The sequence below is a fragment of the Pseudomonas petrae genome, assembly GCF_021728295.1.
Classification (GTDB): domain Bacteria; phylum Pseudomonadota; class Gammaproteobacteria; order Pseudomonadales; family Pseudomonadaceae; genus Aquipseudomonas; species Aquipseudomonas petrae.
In genome coordinates this window covers 801,587-819,992 of record NZ_JAKJXE010000001.1, presented here as the reverse complement: position 1 = coordinate 819,992, position 18,406 = coordinate 801,587, and the positions used below count along the sequence as shown (strand labels likewise).

Sequence of the window (18,406 nt, the reverse complement as noted above, 5' to 3'; positions counted from 1 at the left end):
CTCCTACAGTTTAGCGGCGCCCCCCATTCCGATCTGAATGACGTACGTAGCGGTTGTACGATGACCTGAATTGCCGGTAACACTTCCCGCGCCGCTGGCCTATCATTAGCCACCTAACGACGGCTCAGGGTTTCGCGTGCATGCTGGCAATCTTTCTGGAAACCCTGAACATCACCGCGCCGGTTTTCGCAATGCTGTTTCTCGGCGTGTTGCTCAAGCGCGTTGGCTGGATCAACGACAGCTTCATCCACACCGCCTCCTCGCTGGTGTTCAACTGCACCATGCCGGCGCTGCTGTTTCTGGGGATCATTCACGCTGACCTCCACGCGGCGCTGCAACCTGGCGTGTTGATCTACTTCATCGTCGCCACGCTGGCGGGTTTCGTGTTGTCGTGGGGCTGGGCCATTTACCGTGTGCCGTTTGCCGAGCGTGGCACTTACACCCAAGGGGCGTTTCGCGGCAACAACGGCGTTATCGGCCTCGCCCTGGCCGCGAGCATGTATGGCGATTACGGCATTTCCCTCGGTGCGATCCTCGCCGCGTTGGTCATTCTTTTCTACAACACCCTGTCCACTGTCGTGCTGGCGGTTTACAGCCCGGTCATCAAGTCCGACCCATGGAGCATCACCAAGAGCGTCATGGCCAATCCGCTGATCATCAGCATTGTCGTCGCGGCGCCGTTCGCCTACTTCCAGATTCCGCTGCCAAAATGGCTCGACACCTCTGGCAGCTACCTGGCCCAGATGACCCTGCCGCTGGCGCTGATGTGCATCGGCGGCACGCTGTCGTTGAGGTCGTTGCGAGAGAGCGGCACGTTGGCGATCAGCGCGAGCCTGATGAAGATGGTCTGGCTGCCGCTGATTTGCACGCTGGGGGCATGGCTGCTGGGCTTCCGTCATGCGGAGCTGGGGATTCTGTTTCTGTACTTCGGCGCGCCGACGGCGTCCGCCAGTTTCGTCATGGTCCGCGCGGCCAATGGCAACCACGAATTGGCCGCGTCGATCATCGTCATGACTACCCTGGCGGCGGCGGTCACGACCAATGTCGGGATATTCATTCTGCAGTGGGGCGGGTGGATTTAACCCAGACCCGTAGGAGCGCGCTTGCCCGCGGATAGATTTCGTCAGTCGGCGCATCGTCTGCTGATCCACCGCAATCGCGGGCAAGCGCGCTCCTACAATTTGTGATTGCTCAATGCTGACGACGCCAGGCCCGCACCGTACCCACCACAACGCACAGCGCAATCACCGGCAGCGCGTAGTGGATCATCAAACGCTCCAGCCGTTCGGCCAGTGGCATGCCCGTGGTAAACGAAACGATGTGCAGCCCGTATACCGCGTAAAGACCGAGCAGCAACAGCCCCTCCAGCCGGGTGATTCGATACCCTGAATAGAACAGCGGCACGCACAGCGCCGCGACGCCGAGCATCACCGGCAAATCGAAATCCAGCGCATTGGGCGAGATCGACAACGGCACGGTGGAAATCAACGCCGTGATGCCGAGCACGCCCAGCAGGTTGAACAGGTTGCTGCCGATGATATTGCCCACTGCGATATCCCGCTCGCCGCGCAATGCCGCAACCAGCGACGTCATTAGCGCGGGCAGCGAGGTTGCGACAGCGATCACGGTCAGGCCGATTACTCGTTCCGACAGCCCTAGATCCTGCGCGACCGAGACCGCCGCGCCGACCAGCAGATGACTGCCAAACGTCAGCAGCGCCAAGCCGCAGGCCATCAGTGCCAGTCGCCCCAGCAACGGCCAGATGCGCCGGGGCGGCTCAAGGTCCGTTCTCGCCACATGCCGCGCCCCGTGGGCGAACTGACGGACCACGACGAACAGATACGCCGCCATGCCCAGCAACAGCACGACGCCATCCAGCGCGCTCAGCTCGCCATTCCACGCCAGCGCCGCGACCAGGGCGGTGGCAGCAATCATCAGCGGCAGATCAACGCGCACCAGTTGCCGGGCCACGCGCAGCGGGATGATCAGGGCGGACAGCCCCAGCGTGACCAACACGTTGAAAATATTGCTGCCGATGACGCTGCCCACCGCAATGTCGGTGCTGTCAGTGAACGCCGCTTGCAACCCGACCGCCAGTTGCGGGGCGCTGCTGCCCAGCGCGACGACGGTCAGGCCGAGGAACAGCGGGCGGGTTTTGAGCAGGGCGGCAAGGGCTACGGCGGCGCGCACCGACAGTTGCGCGCCGATGATCATCAGCAGCAGGCCGCTGACCAGCTCGATCAGCGTGGGCAAGGGCAGATTCGTTAGGGCGAGAATTCAGGGCACCAGTCAGTCGTCGAGGGCTTGTACCCGCACTTGGGCGGTTCCGCTGCGCAGCATACCCAATTGCGCGGCCGCTGCACGTGACACATCGATCAGCCGCCCCCGGGTGTGCGGGCCGCGGTCGTTGATACGGACGATGACCTTACGGTCGTTGCCCAGATTGGTGACTTGCACGCGCGTGCCGAACGGCAATTGCCGATGCGCGGCGGTCAGGGAATTGGCGTCGAAGCGTTCACCGCTGGCGGTGCGCTGACCGTGATGTTGCGAGCCGTAGTACGAGGCGCCGCCGGTGGCGTTGTAACCGTGCGGGTCAATGATGCCGTCACTGGCGCAGCCGGCCAGCAGAGAGAGCAGGGCGCAAGCGCCGAGGATTCGCCGCATGGGGGAGGGTCCCTACAGAAAATGTTCTGATTGATCGTTCCCACGCTCCGCGTGGGAATGCAAAGGGTGACGCTCTGCGTCACAAAACAGACGCAGAGCGTCCAGATAGGTGTTCCCACGCGGAGCGTGGGAACAATCAACGATCGCGGGGCAAGCGCGCTACAGGTTCTGCATTCAGCCTTCCAGCTTGCGCTTCAGCAGTTCGTTGACCTGGCCCGGGTTGGCCTTGCCTTTCGATGCCTTCATCGCTTGCCCAACGAAGAAGCCGAACATCTTGCCGCGTTTGGCTTCATCGGCCGCGCGATATTGCTCGACCTGTTCGGCATTGGCGGCCAGGACGTCGTCCAGCATCGACTCGATGGCGCCGCTGTCCGTAACCTGCTTCAGACCGCGCTGATCGATGATCTCGTCGGCGCTGCCTTCCCCATTAGCCATGCCCTCAAACACCATCTTCGCGATCTTGCCGGAAATGGTGCTGTCCTTGATGCGCAGCAGCATGCCGCCCAACTGTTCAGCGCTGACCGGCGACTCGTCAATCTCGACGCCTTGCTTGTTCAGCAACGAACCCAACTCAACCATCACCCAGTTGGCCGCGAGCTTCGCATCATCGGAAATGCTCACTACCTTCTCGAAGAAGTCCGCCTGTTCGCGGCTGGACGCCAACACGCTGGCGTCATACAGCGACAGGCCGAACTGCGACTGGAAGCGCTCGCGCTTCTGCGGTGGCAGCTCCGGCAACGTGGCGCGGGTCTGCTCCAGGAACGCGTCTTCGATGACCACCGGCAACAGGTCAGGATCGGGGAAGTAACGGTAGTCGTTGGCTTCCTCTTTGCTGCGCATGGCGCGGGTTTCGTTGGTGTTCGGGTCGTACAGACGCGTCTGCTGAATGACCTTGCCGCCGTCTTCGATCAGGTCGATCTGGCGCTGGATCTCGCTGTTGATCGCCTTCTCGATGAAACGGAACGAGTTGACGTTCTTGATCTCGCAGCGCGTCCCGTACTCGACCTGGCCTTTCGGGCGAATCGACACGTTGCAGTCGCAGCGCAGCGAGCCTTCCGCCATGTTGCCGTCGCAGATACCGAGGTAGCGAACCAGCGCGTGCATGGCCTTGACGTAGGCGACTGCTTCTTTTGCCGAACGCATGTCCGGTTCGGAAACGATCTCCAGCAACGGCGTCCCGGCGCGGTTCAGGTCGATGCCGGTCATGCCGCTGTAGTCTTCGTGCAGGCTCTTGCCGGCGTCCTCTTCAAGGTGGGCGCGGGTCACGCCGATGCGCTTGATGGTGCCGTCTCCAAGGGTGATATCCAGATGGCCTTTGCCAACGATCGGCAATTCCATTTGGCTGATCTGATAACCCTTCGGCAGGTCGGGGTAGAAGTAGTTCTTGCGGGCGAACACGTTGTGCTGACCGATCTCGGCGTCGATGGCCAGGCCGAACTTGACCGCCATCTGCACGGCCTCCTTGTTCAGCACCGGCAATGTGCCGGGCATGCCCAGGTCGACGAGGCTGGCCTGAGTGTTGGGCTCGGAGCCGAACGTAGTAGCGCTACCGGAGAAAATCTTCGATTGGGTGGTGAGCTGGGTGTGAATCTCCAGCCCGATGACGACTTCCCATTGCATGTGTTTTCTCCTTAGAAGCCAGCCGGCGAGCGGGTGTGCCAATCGGTTACTTGCTGATATTGATGGGCAACGTTCAGCAAGCGGCCTTCCTGGAAATACGGCGCCAGCAATTGCACGCCCACCGGCAGGCCGTCGGCGAAACCGGCAGGCATCGACAAGCCCGGCAGGCCCGCGAGGTTGGCGGTGATGGTGTAGAAGTCTTCCAGGTACTCGGCGATCGGGTCGGCGTTCTTGGCGCCGATTTTCCAGGCCGGGTTCGGCGTGGTCGGGCCGAGGATCACGTCGACTTCGGCAAACGCGTTCATGAAGTCGTTCTTGATCAGGCGGCGAATCTTCTGCGCCTGCAAGTAGTAAGCGTCGTAGTAACCGGCCGACAGCGCGTAGGCACCAACGAGAATCCGGCGCTGCACTTCAGGGCCGAAGCCTTCGCCCCGGGAGCGCTTGTACAGATCGGTGAGGTCTTTCGGGTCTTCGCAGCGATAGCCGAAGCGTACGCCGTCGAAACGCGACAGGTTGGAAGAAGCCTCGGCCGGCGCGATCACGTAGTAAGCCGGGATCGCGTGTTGCAGGTTCGGCAGGCTGATTTCCTTGACTACCGCGCCGAGCTTTTTCAGCTCCTCGACGCTGGCCATGACCAGATCGGCGATGCGCGGGTCGAGACCTGCGCTGAAGTATTCCTTCGGCACGCCAATGCGCAGGCCTTGCAGCGAGGCATTCAGGCCTGCGCTGTAATCGGGTACCGGCTCGTCGATGCTGGTGGAGTCGTTGACGTCGAAACCGGCCATGCCTTGCAGCAGCAACGCGCAGTCTTCAGCGGTGCGCGCCATCGGGCCAGCCTGATCAAGACTGGAGGCGTAGGCGATCATGCCCCAGCGCGATACGCGACCATAAGTCGGCTTCAGGCCGGTCAGGTTGGTCAGCGCGGCAGGCTGGCGAATGGAACCGCCGGTGTCAGTGCCGGTGGCGCCAGGCAGCAGACGTGCGGCAACCGCCGCCGCGGAACCACCGGACGAGCCGCCCGGGACGTGTTGCAGATTCCAAGGGTTTTTCACCGCGCCGTAATGGCTGGATTCGTTGGCCGAGCCCATGGCGAATTCGTCCATGTTGGTCTTGCCCAGCGTCACGGTGCCGGCGGCGGCGAGCCTGGCAACCACGGTGGCATCGTAGGGCGCCTTGAAGTTGTCGAGCATCTTCGACGCGCAACTGGTGCGAATGCCCTTGGTGCAGAAGAGGTCCTTGTGCGCCAGTGGAGCCCCCAGCAGCGCGCCGGTTTCACCCGCCGCGCGACGAACATCGGCAGCCTGAGCCTGGGTGATCGCCAGGTCTTCGGTGACGGTAATGAAGCTATTGAGCTGCGGATCCAGCTGGGCGATGCGCGCCAGGAGATTGCGGGTCAATTCTTCGGAAGAAAACTTTTTATCGGCGAGTCCGCGAGCGATCTCTGCCAGAGTCATTTGATGCATTGCAGGCACATTCCCTTTAGTCGAGGACTTTCGGAACCAGATAAAGGCCGTCTTGGACCGCTGGTGCGACGGCTTGATAGGCATCGCGATGATTGACCTCGGTAACGGCGTCTACACGCAGGCGTTGCGAGGCTTCAAGGGGATGCGCGAGGGGCTCGATGCCGGTGGTATCGACCGCCTGCATCTGGTCAATCAGCCCGAGAATGCTGTTCAGTGCTTCAGTAGTACGCGGGATATCGGCGTCATTGAGGCCCAGTCGGGCCAGATGAGCGATTTTTTCCACGTCGGAGCGATCAAGCGCCATGGGGTTCTCCAGTGGAATGCGCACGGGGTGAGCCGTACGTCAGATTGCGGAACACTACGCCCTTTAAACGGTCATAAGGCCGCGATCTTCCAGGGTAGCGCTCGGAAAAACCGCCAATTTAACATATTGGCTCCTTGCCCAAAATCCCTGTCGTTGTTAGAGTTTGCCGCACTTTTTTACCCACGCGTTGCCTAGGGTCCTTTCTCCATGTTCAAGAAACTGCGTGGCATGTTTTCCAGCGATCTTTCCATCGACCTGGGCACTGCCAACACCCTTATTTACGTGCGTGAGCGCGGCATTGTGCTGAATGAGCCATCAGTTGTGGCCATTCGGACCCACGGAAATCAGAAGAGCGTTGTTGCTGTCGGGATGGAAGCCAAGCGGATGCTGGGCCGTACCCCGGGCAACATCGCCGCCATTCGCCCGATGAAAGACGGCGTCATCGCCGACTTCAGCGTCTGCGAAAAAATGCTTCAGTACTTCATCAACAAGGTTCACGAGAACAGCTTCCTGCAGCCAAGCCCTCGTGTGCTGATTTGCGTTCCGTGCAAATCGACCCAGGTCGAGCGTCGCGCGATCCGCGAATCCGCTCTGGGCGCCGGTGCACGTGAAGTGTTCCTGATCGAAGAACCAATGGCTGCGGCCATCGGTGCCGGCCTGCCGGTCGAGGAGGCCCGCGGTTCGATGGTCGTCGACATCGGTGGTGGTACCACTGAAATCGCGCTGATCTCCCTGAACGGCGTCGTGTATGCCGAGTCCGTCCGTGTGGGTGGCGACCGTTTCGACGAAGCGATCATCACTTACGTGCGTCGCAACTACGGCAGCCTGATCGGCGAGTCCACCGCCGAGCGCATCAAGCAGGAAATCGGCACGGCCTACCCGGGCGGCGAAGTGCGCGAAGTCGACGTTCGCGGTCGCAACCTGGCCGAAGGCGTGCCACGTGCCTTCACCCTGAATTCCAACGAAGTGCTGGAAGCGCTGCAGGAATCCCTCGCAACCATCGTTCAGGCTGTGAAAAGCGCGCTGGAACAGTCTCCGCCAGAGTTGGCCTCGGACATCGCCGAACGCGGTCTGGTGCTGACCGGTGGTGGTGCGCTTCTGCGTGACCTGGACAAGCTGCTGGCCCAGGAAACCGGTCTGCCGGTGATCGTCGCCGAAGACCCGCTGACCTGCGTTGCGCGTGGCGGTGGTCGTGCGCTGGAAATGATGGACAAGCACACCATGGACCTGCTCTCCAGCGAATAAGTCGCCGGAACGCAGCATGTTGCGCTTAACGGGCAGCACCTCACCGTGCTGCCTGTTCGTGTCCGACCTGTTGACGTCGCGCGGCGATGTTGCAAGTCTGACGCCCTGCATTTCCATCAACCCGCATCAGGCCGGTTTCATGTCGCATGAATAAGCACAGCCACACTCAAGCACCTCTGCACGCATCTCTGGAAGGAGCGGCCCATTAAACCGCTTTTCTCCAAGGGCCCGTCCCTGGGCGTCCGTCTACTGGTGCTGGTCGTACTGTCTGTGGCCATCATGGTCGTGGATGCGCGCTTCACCCTGCTCAAGCCTGTCCGCAGTCAGATGTCGCTGGTGCTGATGCAGTCTTACTGGATCGCCGATCTGCCCGAGCGTCTGTATCAGGGGGTCGCCAGCCAGTTTGGCAGCCGCACCGAACTCGCCGCCGAAAACGAAAAACTCAAGACCGAGAACCTGCTGCTCCAGGGACGCCTGCAAAAGCTGGCCGCCCTGACCGAGCAGAACGTGCGCTTGCGCGAGCTGCTGAATTCGTCGGCGCTGGTCAACGAGAAAGTCGAAGTTGCCGAGCTGATCGGCATGGACCCCAACCCGTTCACCCACCGGATCATCATCAACAAGGGCGAGCGCGACGGCGTGGTCCTCGGTCAGCCAGTGCTCGATGCGCGCGGCTTGATGGGTCAGGTGGTCGAGTTGATGCCGTACACATCCCGCGTGCTGCTGCTGACCGACACCACCCACAGCATTCCTGTGCAGGTGAATCGCAACGGCCTGCGCGCGATTGCCAGCGGCACCGGCAACCCGGAACGTCTTGAGCTGCGCCATGTGGCCGACACCGCTGATATCAAGGAAGGCGATCTGCTGGTGAGTTCCGGCCTGGGCCAGCGCTTCCCGGCGGGTTATCCGGTGGCGACAGTCAAGGAAGTCATTCACGACTCCGGCCAGCCCTTCGCCATCGTGCGGGCGGTGCCGACCGCCGCGCTGAATCGCAGCCGTTATCTGTTGCTGGTGTTCTCGGACGGCCGTTCCCCGGAAGAGCGCGCTGCCGACGCCGCGCAGCAGCAGGAATCCCTTGATCGTCAGACGGCCGACCCGACGGCGGTGCCATCGGCCACTGTGCCGGGTGCCGCCCCTGCTGCCACGCCGAACAAGGCGGTCGTTCCTGCCACCGTGCCGAAACCTGCCGGGCACAGTGCTTCGTCGACGCCGGCTAACGCCAACAGCGCACCGGCTCCGGCGACCACCGCACCGGCGGCGACCACGCCTGCCAAGCCCGCGACCAGCAAGCCGCCCGTTAAACCTGCGGCGAAACCTGCCTCCACCCGACCGGCGACGCCTGCTGCGACCCCGGCCGCTCCACGCGAGAGGGAAGAATAATGGCGCGTCACGCTCCCGCACGAAACGGCTGGGTGGTCTGGCTGACCTTCGCCATCGGCCTGCTGCTTAGCGTTTCGCCGCTGCCGCAGTTCATGGAAATATTTCGCCCGCTCTGGCTCGCATTGCTGCTGGCCTTCTGGGCACTGGCGTTGCCGCACAAGATCGGCATGGTCACGGCGTGGATGCTGGGCCTGGCCGAGGACGTGCTCTACGGGACGTTGTTAGGGCAGAACGCGTTGATCCTCACGCTGATTACCTTTCTGGTGCTGTCTCTACAGCAGCGCTTGCGCATGTTCCCGATGTGGCAGCAGTGCCTGGTGATCCTGGTGATTTTCGGTCTCGCGCAGCTGGTGCAGCTGTGGCTCAGTGCCTTGACCGGCAACCGTCAGCCAACCCTGGCGCTGGTGTTGCCGGCATTGGTCAGCGCATTGCTCTGGCCATGGGTCAGCTACGGCCTGCGCGGATTGCGCCTGCGTTTGAAGATCAACTGAAGCGCGGTTCTGTGAGGTGACGCCCGACGCTTTCCCGGCTGAAGCCGGTCCTACAGGTTGAATGCGGTGCAGTAGGACCGGCTTCAGCCGGGAAGAGGCCGGTATGGGCGCCATCAGTTCTGCGGTGTGACACCCGACGCTTTCCCGGCTAAAGCCGGTCCTACAGGATGAACGCGATGCTTTAGTGGGACCGGCTTCAGCCGGGAAGAGGCAGGTATGGGCGCCGTCAATTGTGCGGTGTGACACCCGACGCTTTCCCGGCTGAAGCCGGTCCTACAGGTTGAACGCGATGCAGTAGGACCGGCTTCAGCCGGGAAAAGGCCGGTGTGAGCACCATCACTTCAGCGGTGTGCACCAAGGCTACGCTTGTGATCAACGACACGGAGACGTCCCATGCCCCAACTTCTTCTTGCCTCCGGCTCCCCGCGCCGTCGTGAGCTGCTGACCCAGATCGGCGTGCCGTTCACGACCCTCAGCGCCGATATCGACGAAACCCCTCTGGCCAACGAAACCCCCGCCGCGTACGTCCTGCGGCTGGCCCGTGGCAAGGCGGATGCCGGGCTGCTGCAGCTCGCCAACGATCCCGCCTACCCCACCGCCTGCGTCTTGGGCGCGGACACCGCCGTGGTCCTCGACGGCCGCATCCTCGGCAAACCGGCGGACGAAGCCGAGGCGCTGGCGATGCTTGCCGCCCTGTCGAACCGAGAACACGAAGTCCTGACCGCCATCGCCGTGGTTCACGAAGAGCGCTGCGAAACCCGAACCGTCACCAGCCGTGTCCGTTTCCGGGCGATACCGGAAGACGAAGCCCGCCGCTACTGGGCCAGCGGCGAGCCCTGCGACAAGGCCGGCGGCTACGGCATTCAAGGCCTTGGCGCGGTGTTCGTGGAAAACCTCAGTGGCAGTTATTCCGCGGTGGTCGGCTTGCCCTTGTGCGAAACCGCAGAAATCCTCCAGCGTTTCGGCATACCCTGTTGGCAACGCCCGGAAGGTGACAAGTCATGAGTGAAGAGATTCTGATCAACATCACGCCGATGGAATCACGCGTGGCGGTCGTTGAGAATGGGGTGTTGCAAGAGGTGCACGTCGAACGCACCCAGCGTCGCGGGATCGTGGGCAATATCTACAAGGGCAAGGTTGTGCGCGTGCTGCCTGGCATGCAGGCGGCGTTCATCGACATCGGTCTGGACCGCGCGGCGTTCATTCACGCATCGGAAATCTCCATGCGCGAAGGCCCGGCCGTGGAGACCATCAGCTCGCTGGTCCACGACGGACAGAGTCTGGTGGTGCAGGTCACCAAGGACCCGATCGGCAGCAAAGGCGCGCGGTTGACGACTCAACTGTCGATTCCGTCGCGCTACCTCGTGTACATGCCGCGCACGGCCCATGTCGGCATTTCTCTGAAAATCGAAGACGAAGCCGAGCGCGAACGCTTGAAGCAGGTGGTCAGCGATTGTGTCGCCAAGGAAGGGATCAAGGAGAAGGGCGGGTTCATCCTGCGCACGGCGGCCGAAGGTGCGGGCGCCGACGAGATCATGATGGACATCCGCTACCTGCGCAGGCTGTGGGATCAGATTGGCGAGCAGATCAAAACCATCAGCCCGGCCAGCGTGATCTACGAAGACCTCGGCCTGGCGCTGCGCACCTTGCGCGATCTGGTCAGCCCGCGCACCGAGAAGATTCGCATCGATTCCCGCGAGACGTTCCAGAAGACCACCCAGTTCGTCGCCGAGCTGATGCCGGAAATCGCCGACCGCCTTGAGCACTATCCTGGCGAGCGGCCGATTTTCGACCTGTATGGCGTCGAGGACGAAATTCAGCGGGCGCTGGACCGCAAGGTGCCGCTCAAGTCCGGGGGCTATCTGGTGATCGATCCCGCCGAAGCCATGACCACCATCGACGTGAACACCGGTGCGTTCGTCGGTCATCGCAACCTCGAAGAGACCATTTTCAAGACCAATCTTGAAGCGGCGACGGCCATTGCTCGACAGCTGCGCCTGCGCAACATCGGCGGCATCATCATCATCGATTTCATCGACATGGAAGACGCCGAGCATCAGCGCCAGGTGCTGCGGACCCTCGAAAAACAGCTCGAGCGCGATCACGCGAAAACCAACATCATCGGCATCACCGAGCTGGGTCTGGTGCAGATGACGCGCAAGCGTACCCGTGAAAGTCTGGAGCAAGTGCTGTGCGAGCCCTGCAGCAGTTGCCAGGGCCGTGGCAAGCTGAAGACGCCGGAAACCATCTGCTACGAGATATTCCGCGAGATCCTGCGCGAAGCCCGCGCTTATCAGGCGGTGGGCTACCGCGTGCTGGCCAATCAGAAAGTCGTCGACAGGCTACTTGACGAAGAATCCGGCAATGTGGCCGAGCTGGAAGTGTTCATTGGCAGGACCATTCGTTTCCAGGTCGAGACCATGTACTCCCAGGAACAATATGACGTCGTGCTGCTCTGAGAGTGCGTGATGCGCCGTGCCGCCGAGTGGCGGTGCAGTTGAATACAGAAAACAGTGCCCTTGAGGCAGACGGAACGGATGCCGTCCAAAGAGAACAACGTGTGGCGATTGAGCACAACCTGGACGTACCCGCACCTGCACGATTGGGCCGGATGCCATATGCAGGCAGTTTTTGCGGAGGCGCAGCGACATGGAGCGTCTGACCCGGTTTCTGGCTGTGCTGACCCGTTGGGGGCTGAGTCTGTGCGCCCTTTTCGTGGTGCTGGTCGCGCTGTACGTGAGTGTCGGTCGTCAATTGGTGCCGATGGTGGCCGAATACCGCGCCGACGTTGAGGCCAAGGCGCAGACCGCGCTGGGCATGCCGGTGAGCATTGGTCGGCTGGAAGGCAGCTGGAGCGGCTTCGCCCCCGTTTTTGTGGCGCGTGACGTGATGATCGGCGAGGGCGGCAATGCCGTTCGGCTTGATCACGTGCGGGCCATGCCTGACCTGCTCGCCAGCCTGCGTACTCGCGAAGTGCGCCTCGAACGCCTTGAGCTGGACGGCCTGCAGATCGGCCTGAAAGAAGACCAGACCGGCCACTGGGCGCTTCAGGGGCTCCCCGTTCAAACCGACAAGCCTTTCGACCCCGAGCAAATCCTCAATCAGATGCAGATGATCTCGCAGCTGTCGCTGTTCGACAGCCAGATCACCTTGCAGCCCTATGACCAATCGCCCCTGACGCTGACTTATGTGAGCCTGACGCTGAAGACCGGCAGCCTGCATCAGCGCCTCGACGCTCGCCTGAACCTGCCCGACGGCCAGCCGCTGTCGTTGAACGTCCGCTCCACCGTGCGCGCCCACGAATGGCGCGACGGCGAGGCCCAGGCCTACTTGAGCTTGCCGCAGAGCGAATGGTCGCAGTGGTTGCCGAAGAGTCTGACCCGCGACTGGAAGATTCAGAACCTCAAGGCCGGAGGCGAGTTGTGGCTCAACTGGGGCAAGGGCAATCTGCAAAGCGCAGTCGCTCGCTTGAATGCGCCGCAGTTCAAAGGCGCGTATGCCGACCGTAAACCCGCGAGCATTGACAATCTGGCCCTCAACGCCTGGTTTGTGCGCGACGAAAAAGGCTTCAGCACCACGCTCGATTCGTTGGCGATGGACCTGAACAGCAAGCGCTGGGAAAGTCGCGTTCATCTGCAGCAGACCGCCGCGACGGCCGACGCCGAAGAGCTGTGGCACGTTCAGGCTGACCGGGTTGATCTGACGCCCATCACGCCATTGCTCGACTCACTGGCGCCGTTGCCCGACAAGGTCATGGTGGCGGTGGACCGCCTGAAAGTCACCGGCGGGCTGCGCAACGTGCTGGTCGATTACCGACCGCAGGCCGAGGCGTCGAAACGAGTGAGCTTCGCCGCCAATCTGGACAAGGTCGGTTTCGACGCCTATCGCGGCGCGCCAGCGGCGGGGAACGTCAGCGGTGCTATCAGCGGGGATCTGGGCCAGGGCGAACTGCGCCTCGACACCGACGATTTCATGCTGCACCTGGACCCTATCTTCCGTAACGAATGGAAGTACCGTCACGCCAATGCGAAGCTGACCTGGTCGCTGGACGATCAGGGCTTCACGCTGATTGCGCCGTACATCAAGGTCGAGGGGGAGGAGGGTAATATCGCCAGCGATTTCCTGATTCGCCTGCACTTCGATCACAGCCAGGAAGACTACATGGACCTGCGCGTCGGGCTGGTCGATGGCGACGGTCGCTACACCTCCAAGTACCTGCCTGCCGTGCTCAGCCCGGCCCTTGACCAGTGGCTGCGCACCGCGATCCTGGGTGGCAACGTCGATCAGGGGTTCTTCCAGTACCAGGGCTCGATCAACAAAGACGCGCCTGACGTGGCACGGGTCATCAGCCTGTTCTTCAAAGTGCGCAACGCGAGCCTGGCGTTCCAGCCGGGGTGGCCGCAGCTGAACAATGTCGACGGTGATGTGTTCGTCGAAAACAGCGGCGTGCGCATTCGGGCCAACAAAGGTCAGTTGCTGAACACCCAGGTCAGCAACGTCGCGGTGGACATTCCCCATGTCCCGGCGGGCCAGTCCAGCCATCTATTGGTGGACAGTGACTTGAAGGGCAGCCTTCAGGACGGCATGAAGATCCTTCAGGAAGCGCCGATCGGCACCGGCCAGACCTTCGCCGGCTGGCAGGCGGAAGGGCCGCTGCAGGGTCATATCAATCTGGATATTCCGCTGGTCAAGGGGCAAGAGCCTAAAGTCGTGGTCGATTTCAGCACTGACAGCGCGAGGCTCAAGCTCGCGGACCCGGTGCTGGAGCTGACGCAACTGCGCGGCGACTTCCGTTTTGATTACACCAAAGGGCTGAGCGGCAAGAACATCAAGGCCGTCGCCTTCGATAAGCCAGTGAACGCCGAGATTTTCGGCGAAGGCAAACCGGGGGCGCCGGTGACGCGCATCACCGCCAGCAGCCAGATCGCCAGCAAGCGCCTGACCGATTGGCTGGGCGTGACGCAGCCGCTGCCGATTTCGGGGGATCTGCCCTATCAGCTGCAGCTGACATTGAACGGCAACGCCAGTCAGTTGCAGATCAACTCGAACCTGAAGGGGCTCGCGGTCGATCTGCCGGCACCGTTCGGCAAAACCGCTGATGACACACGCGACACCGATTTGCGCATGAACCTGCAAGGCCCGGAACGGCGCATCGACGTCGGCTACGGCAATATCGCCAACCTCGCGTTCGCGTCGCCGCCGGGCAAATTCGGCGACGGGCGTGGCGAGCTGTTCCTCGGTGAGGGCGGGGCGATCGTGCCGGACAGCAAGGGATTGCGTGTTCGCGGCTCGTTGTCGGAACTGGACATCGCGCCCTGGCAAGCCATGGCTGAGCGTTATGCCGGCAATGACCCGGGCGGCAGCGCCAAGCAGTTGCTCAATAGCGTCGATTTGCAGATCGGCAAGCTGACCGCGATGGGCACGACATTGGAGCAGGCAGGCGTCCAGCTCAAACGCAGTGATACCGCATGGGCGCTGTCGCTGGACAGCTCGAAGGTGAAAGGCACGGCGACGTTGCCAGACAGCAAAACCGCGCCGATCGACATCAGCCTGCTGTATGTACGTTTGCCCGCGCCGGACCCGAACGCGGCGGTCGTTGAAAACGCGCCGGACCCGCTGGCGGACGTCGACCCGCGCAAGATCCCCGCGCTGAACATCAAAATCACTCAGTTGTTTCAAGGCGATCAGTTGATGGGCGCCTGGTCGCTCAAGGTCCGGCCGACGCCAAACGGCATCCAGCTGGCGGACCTCAATCTGGGCCTCAAGGGCATTGCGCTGCAGGGCAATGGCGGTTGGGAGGGCACGCCCGGTACGACCAGCAGCTGGTTCAAAGGCCAGGTGAGCGGCAAGAATCTTGCCGATGTGCTCAAGGCCTGGGGTTTCGCGCCGACGGTCACCAGTCAGGAGTTCGAGCTGAACGCTGACGGTCGCTGGCCGGGCTCGCCCGCCTGGGTTGGGTTGAAACGGTATTCGGGGAGCCTGGATGCGACGCTCAAAAACGGCCAGTTCGTTGAGGTCGAGGGTGGCGCGCAGGCGTTGCGGGTATTCGGCCTGCTCAACTTCAATTCGATTGGCCGGCGTCTGCGCCTGGACTTCTCCGACCTGCTGGGCAAAGGCCTGAGCTACGACAAGGTCAAAGGGCTGCTGGTGGCGAGCGATGGCGTGTACGTGACCCGCGACCCAATCACCATGACCGGCCCGTCCACCAACCTTGAGCTCGACGGCACGCTGGACATGGTCCGCGACCGCGTCGACGCCAAGCTTCTGGTGACCCTGCCCGTGACCAATAATCTGCCAATCGCCGCATTGATCGTCGGCGCACCGGCGATTGGTGGCGCGTTGTTCCTGGTCGACAAGCTGCTGGGTGATCGCGTATCGCGCTTTGCCAGCGTCCAGTACAAGGTCGAAGGGCCATGGAAAGAACCGAAGATCACCTTCGACAAGCCGTTCGAGAAACCGCAGTAATCAAAGCGGTGGTGTAGCGCCTGACGCTTTCCCGGCTAAAGCGGGTCCCACTAAGTGAACGCGGTGTGTAGGACCGGCTTTAGCCGGGAAGAGGCCAGTATTAGCGCCCTGAATTTTTGGTGTGGCTTCCGACGTCTTCCCGGCTGAAGCCGGTCCTACAGGGAAACGCGGTGTGTCAGTAGGACCGGCTTCAGCCGGGAAGAGGCCAGTGTGTACGCCACGAGAGCTCATTGGCCGGCGCGGATCGGTGCAGGAGCGCGCTTGCCCGCGAAGAGGCCGGTACATCCGACGCACACTGGTAGTCCGTGCCTACGCTTTAGGACCGGCTTTAGCCGGGAAGGGTGGTGCAGTAACGATGAATTCGAGCGGCCGGGCGAGCCCATCGACGGTGCATGGAGTAGAGTGCGGTTCTATCGATCAGGGAGCGCTTATGTCCTTCGCAGTCATTCAGATGGTCAGCCAGAGCGACGTGCTCGGCAATCTGGCCCAGGCGCGCAGGTTGCTGGAACAGGCCGCTGCGTCGGGTGCGAAGCTGGCCGCGCTCCCGGAAAACTTCGCCGCGATGGGTCGTCGTGATGTGGCTGCCATCGGCCGCGCCGAGGCCCTTGGCGAAGGTCCGATCCTGCCATGGTTGAAACTTGCCGCTCGCGACCTCACCTTATGGGTAGTTGCCGGGACATTGCCGCTGCCCCCTCAAGGCCAGCCTGATGGCAAAGTCACGGCGTGTTCGCTGCTGATTGACGACCAGGGCCAGCAAGTCGCGCGTTACGACAAGCTGCATTTGTTTGACGTGGATGTCGCCGATGCACGAGGGCGCTATCGGGAATCCGACGATTACGCCCACGGCAACAACGTCGTGGTGGCCGACACGCCGGTCGGGCGTCTGGGGCTTTCGGTGTGTTACGACCTGCGTTTTCCCGAGCTGTACACCGCGCTCAGGGAAGCCGGGGCTGAATTGATTACCGCGCCGTCGGCCTTCACCGCTGTCACCGGCGCGGCGCACTGGGAGATTCTGCTGCGCGCCCGGGCCATCGAAACCCAGTGCTACGTGCTGGCGGCGGCGCAAGGCGGAATTCATCCGGGGCCGAGAGAAACATTTGGGCACGCGGCGATCATAGATCCATGGGGCCGCGTGCTGGCCGAGCAGGCACAGGGTGAAGCCGTGCTGCTGGCCGAACGAGACAGCGTAGAACAAGCGTCCATACGGGCGCGCATGCCGGTAGCGAATCACCGGCGATTTTTTTCGCAGGCCGCCGTGCGACCTGCCAATACCCCGGAGTGAATATGAGCCACTTGTCCTCTGTCAGCGAACACCTTCTGGCACCAGGCGGCCTGAGCATCGACAGCCTGCAATCGGTGCTCGGCGAGCTGGCCGGCCCAGGCATCGACGCAGCCGACCTGTATTTTCAGGGGCAGATTTCCGAGTCCTGGGCGCTGGAAGACGGCATCGTCAAGGAAGGCAGTTTCAACCTGGACCAGGGCGTCGGAGTACGCGCGCAGTCAGGCGAGAAAACCGGCTTCGCCTACAGCAACGCCATTACTCCTGAAGCCCTGACCCAGGCGGCCCGTGCCGCTCGCTCGATTTCCCGCGCCGGCCAGAACGGCCGCGTTCAGGCGTTCACCACCCAGGACGTCGCCCAGCTGTACGCGCCGGACAACCCGCTGGAAGTCATGACCCGCGCCGAGAAAGTCGAACTGCTCAAGCGCGTCGACGCCGCCACCCGTGCGCTGGACCCGCGTATTCAGCAAGTCACCGTGAGTATGGCCGGTGTCTGGGAACGCATTCTTGTGGCGTCCACTGACGGCGGTCTTGCCGCCGACGTACGTCCGCTGGTGCGCTTCAACGTCAGCGTGATCGTCGAGCAGAACGGCCGTCGTGAGCGCGGCGGACACGGCGGCGGCGGTCGCACCGATTACCGTTATTTCCTCAGCGACGACCGCGCCATGGGCTATGCCCGTGAGGCGCTGCGTCAGGCGCTGGTCAATCTCGAAGCCATTCCGGCCCCGGCTGGCACGTTGCCGGTGGTACTGGGCTCCGGCTGGTCTGGCGTGTTGTTGCACGAAGCGGTCGGCCACGGCCTCGAGGGCGACTTCAACCGCAAGGGCAGCTCGGCTTACAGCGGTCGCATGGGCGAGATGGTTGCGTCGAAACTCTGCACCATCGTCGATGACGGCACCCTGGCGGATCGACGCGGCTCCCTGACCGTCGATGACGAGGGCACCCCGACCGAGTGCACCACGCTGATCGAAAACGGCGTGCTCAAGGGCTACATGCAAGACAAGCTCAACGCGCGTCTGATGGGCGTCGCGCGCACGGGTAATGGTCGTCGCGAGTCCTACGCGCACCTGCCGATGCCGCGCATGACCAATACCTACATGCTCGGCGGCCAGAGCGATCCGGCGGAAATCATCGCCTCGGTCAAGCGCGGCATCTACTGCGCCAACCTCGGCGGCGGGCAGGTGGACATCACCAGCGGCAAGTTCGTGTTCTCCACCAGCGAGGCTTATCTGATCGAAGACGGCAAAATCACCGCACCGGTCAAGGGCGCGACGCTGATTGGCAACGGTCCGGAATGCATGAGTCGCGTGTCAATGGTCGGCAACGATCTGTCCCTGGACAGCGGAGTCGGCACCTGCGGCAAGGACGGTCAATCGGTGCCGGTAGGCGTCGGTCAGCCGACCCTGAAGATCGATGCGATCACCGTTGGCGGCACAGGCGGGGCTTGATAGTTGAGGGGCTTGCGCCGGTTGAGTGATTCAAACGGCGCAGCAATTTT

The 18,406-nt window shown here is 62.4% G+C and carries 15 protein-coding genes; 10 read left to right on the top strand and 5 right to left on the bottom strand.

What is annotated here, in order from left to right; genetic code table 11:
* The first annotated feature begins 140 nt into the window (after window positions 1-140).
* Entirely contained in the window at window positions 141-1,082 is a 942-nt protein-coding gene (locus tag L4G42_RS03535) for an AEC family transporter (protein WP_237251262.1), read from the top strand.
* A gap of 109 nt (window positions 1,083-1,191) precedes the next feature.
* Here L4G42_RS03535 and L4G42_RS03530 read toward each other — a convergent pair whose 3' ends face one another.
* The 5 genes from L4G42_RS03530 to gatC form a co-directional block, all read right to left on the bottom strand.
* Entirely contained in the window at window positions 1,192-2,244 is a 1,053-nt protein-coding gene (locus tag L4G42_RS03530; RefSeq protein ID WP_237251280.1) for a calcium/sodium antiporter, read from the bottom strand.
* A 45-nt stretch (window positions 2,245-2,289) separates the two neighbouring features.
* On the bottom strand, window positions 2,290-2,664 hold the full coding sequence (locus tag L4G42_RS03525) for a septal ring lytic transglycosylase RlpA family protein (protein WP_237251261.1): 375 nt from the start codon (window positions 2,662-2,664) through the stop codon (window positions 2,290-2,292).
* A gap of 174 nt (window positions 2,665-2,838) precedes the next feature.
* Window positions 2,839-4,284 (bottom strand): Asp-tRNA(Asn)/Glu-tRNA(Gln) amidotransferase subunit GatB, encoded by a 1,446-nt coding sequence (gatB, locus tag L4G42_RS03520; RefSeq protein ID WP_237259184.1) that lies wholly within the window; start codon window positions 4,282-4,284, stop codon window positions 2,839-2,841.
* An 11-nt stretch (window positions 4,285-4,295) separates the two neighbouring features.
* Window positions 4,296-5,747 (bottom strand): Asp-tRNA(Asn)/Glu-tRNA(Gln) amidotransferase subunit GatA, encoded by a 1,452-nt coding sequence (gene gatA, locus L4G42_RS03515; RefSeq protein WP_237251259.1) that lies wholly within the window; start codon window positions 5,745-5,747, stop codon window positions 4,296-4,298.
* 16 nt (window positions 5,748-5,763) lie between these two features.
* Window positions 5,764-6,051, bottom strand: a complete 288-nt coding sequence (gene gatC / locus L4G42_RS03510; protein WP_237251258.1) for an Asp-tRNA(Asn)/Glu-tRNA(Gln) amidotransferase subunit GatC — start codon at window positions 6,049-6,051, stop codon at window positions 5,764-5,766.
* A 207-nt stretch (window positions 6,052-6,258) separates the two neighbouring features.
* Here gatC and mreB point away from each other — a divergent pair, with 207 nt between their 5' ends.
* The 9 genes from mreB to tldD all read left to right on the top strand — a co-directional run bounded on the left by mreB (window position 6,259) and on the right by tldD (window position 18,356).
* Window positions 6,259-7,296, top strand: coding sequence for a rod shape-determining protein MreB (gene mreB / locus L4G42_RS03505; protein ID WP_020292894.1), 1,038 nt, complete (start codon window positions 6,259-6,261; stop codon window positions 7,294-7,296).
* Window positions 7,297-7,312: 16 nt separating this feature from the next.
* On the top strand, window positions 7,313-7,450 hold the full coding sequence (locus L4G42_RS03500; protein ID WP_237251257.1) for a hypothetical protein: 138 nt from the start codon (window positions 7,313-7,315) through the stop codon (window positions 7,448-7,450).
* Window positions 7,451-7,530: 80 nt separating this feature from the next.
* A complete protein-coding gene (gene mreC, locus L4G42_RS03495; RefSeq protein ID WP_237251279.1) occupies window positions 7,531-8,673 on the top strand; it encodes a rod shape-determining protein MreC in 1,143 nt (380 codons plus the stop codon).
* Window positions 8,673-9,164 carry a rod shape-determining protein MreD gene (mreD, locus tag L4G42_RS03490; RefSeq protein ID WP_065990112.1) on the top strand — a complete coding sequence of 164 codons (492 nt, stop codon included), beginning with the start codon at window positions 8,673-8,675 and terminating at the stop codon, window positions 9,162-9,164. Before mreC ends, mreD begins: the two co-directional genes overlap by 1 nt.
* Window positions 9,165-9,557: 393 nt before the next feature.
* Entirely contained in the window at window positions 9,558-10,169 is a 612-nt protein-coding gene (locus L4G42_RS03485) for a Maf family protein (RefSeq protein ID WP_237251256.1), read from the top strand.
* Window positions 10,166-11,623 (top strand): ribonuclease G, encoded by a 1,458-nt coding sequence (gene rng / locus L4G42_RS03480; protein WP_037012596.1) that lies wholly within the window; start codon window positions 10,166-10,168, stop codon window positions 11,621-11,623. The genes L4G42_RS03485 and rng overlap by 4 nt, the downstream gene beginning before the upstream one ends.
* A 190-nt stretch (window positions 11,624-11,813) precedes the next feature.
* A complete protein-coding gene (locus L4G42_RS03475) occupies window positions 11,814-15,629 on the top strand; it encodes a YhdP family protein (RefSeq protein WP_237260536.1) in 3,816 nt (1,271 codons plus the stop codon).
* Between the two features lie 430 nt (window positions 15,630-16,059).
* Entirely contained in the window at window positions 16,060-16,911 is an 852-nt protein-coding gene (locus L4G42_RS03470) for a carbon-nitrogen hydrolase family protein (RefSeq protein WP_237260534.1), read from the top strand.
* A 2-nt stretch (window positions 16,912-16,913) separates the two neighbouring features.
* Complete coding sequence (gene tldD / locus L4G42_RS03465) at window positions 16,914-18,356, top strand: metalloprotease TldD (protein ID WP_237251253.1); 1,443 nt, start codon at window positions 16,914-16,916, stop codon at window positions 18,354-18,356.
* Window positions 18,357-18,406 lie beyond the last annotated feature (50 nt).

What these genes read in the sequence shown, in the direction of transcription:
- L4G42_RS03535 (WP_237251262.1), top strand. Translation starts at nt 141, where the DNA reads ATGCTGGCAATCTTTCTGGAAACCCTGAACATCACCGCGCCGGTTTTC.
- L4G42_RS03525 (WP_237251261.1), bottom strand. Translation starts at nt 2,664, where the DNA reads ATGCGGCGAATCCTCGGCGCTTGCGCCCTGCTCTCTCTGCTGGCCGGC.
- gatB (WP_237259184.1), bottom strand. Translation starts at nt 4,284, where the DNA reads ATGCAATGGGAAGTCGTCATCGGGCTGGAGATTCACACCCAGCTCACC.
- gatA (WP_237251259.1), bottom strand. Translation starts at nt 5,747, where the DNA reads ATGCATCAAATGACTCTGGCAGAGATCGCTCGCGGACTCGCCGATAAA.
- gatC (WP_237251258.1), bottom strand. Translation starts at nt 6,051, where the DNA reads ATGGCGCTTGATCGCTCCGACGTGGAAAAAATCGCTCATCTGGCCCGA.
- mreB (WP_020292894.1), top strand. Translation starts at nt 6,259, where the DNA reads ATGTTCAAGAAACTGCGTGGCATGTTTTCCAGCGATCTTTCCATCGAC.
- L4G42_RS03500 (WP_237251257.1), top strand. Translation starts at nt 7,313, where the DNA reads ATGTTGCGCTTAACGGGCAGCACCTCACCGTGCTGCCTGTTCGTGTCC.
- mreD (WP_065990112.1), top strand. Translation starts at nt 8,673, where the DNA reads ATGGCGCGTCACGCTCCCGCACGAAACGGCTGGGTGGTCTGGCTGACC.
- L4G42_RS03485 (WP_237251256.1), top strand. Translation starts at nt 9,558, where the DNA reads ATGCCCCAACTTCTTCTTGCCTCCGGCTCCCCGCGCCGTCGTGAGCTG.
- rng (WP_037012596.1), top strand. Translation starts at nt 10,166, where the DNA reads ATGAGTGAAGAGATTCTGATCAACATCACGCCGATGGAATCACGCGTG.
- L4G42_RS03475 (WP_237260536.1), top strand. Translation starts at nt 11,814, where the DNA reads ATGGAGCGTCTGACCCGGTTTCTGGCTGTGCTGACCCGTTGGGGGCTG.
- L4G42_RS03470 (WP_237260534.1), top strand. Translation starts at nt 16,060, where the DNA reads ATGTCCTTCGCAGTCATTCAGATGGTCAGCCAGAGCGACGTGCTCGGC.
- tldD (WP_237251253.1), top strand. Translation starts at nt 16,914, where the DNA reads ATGAGCCACTTGTCCTCTGTCAGCGAACACCTTCTGGCACCAGGCGGC.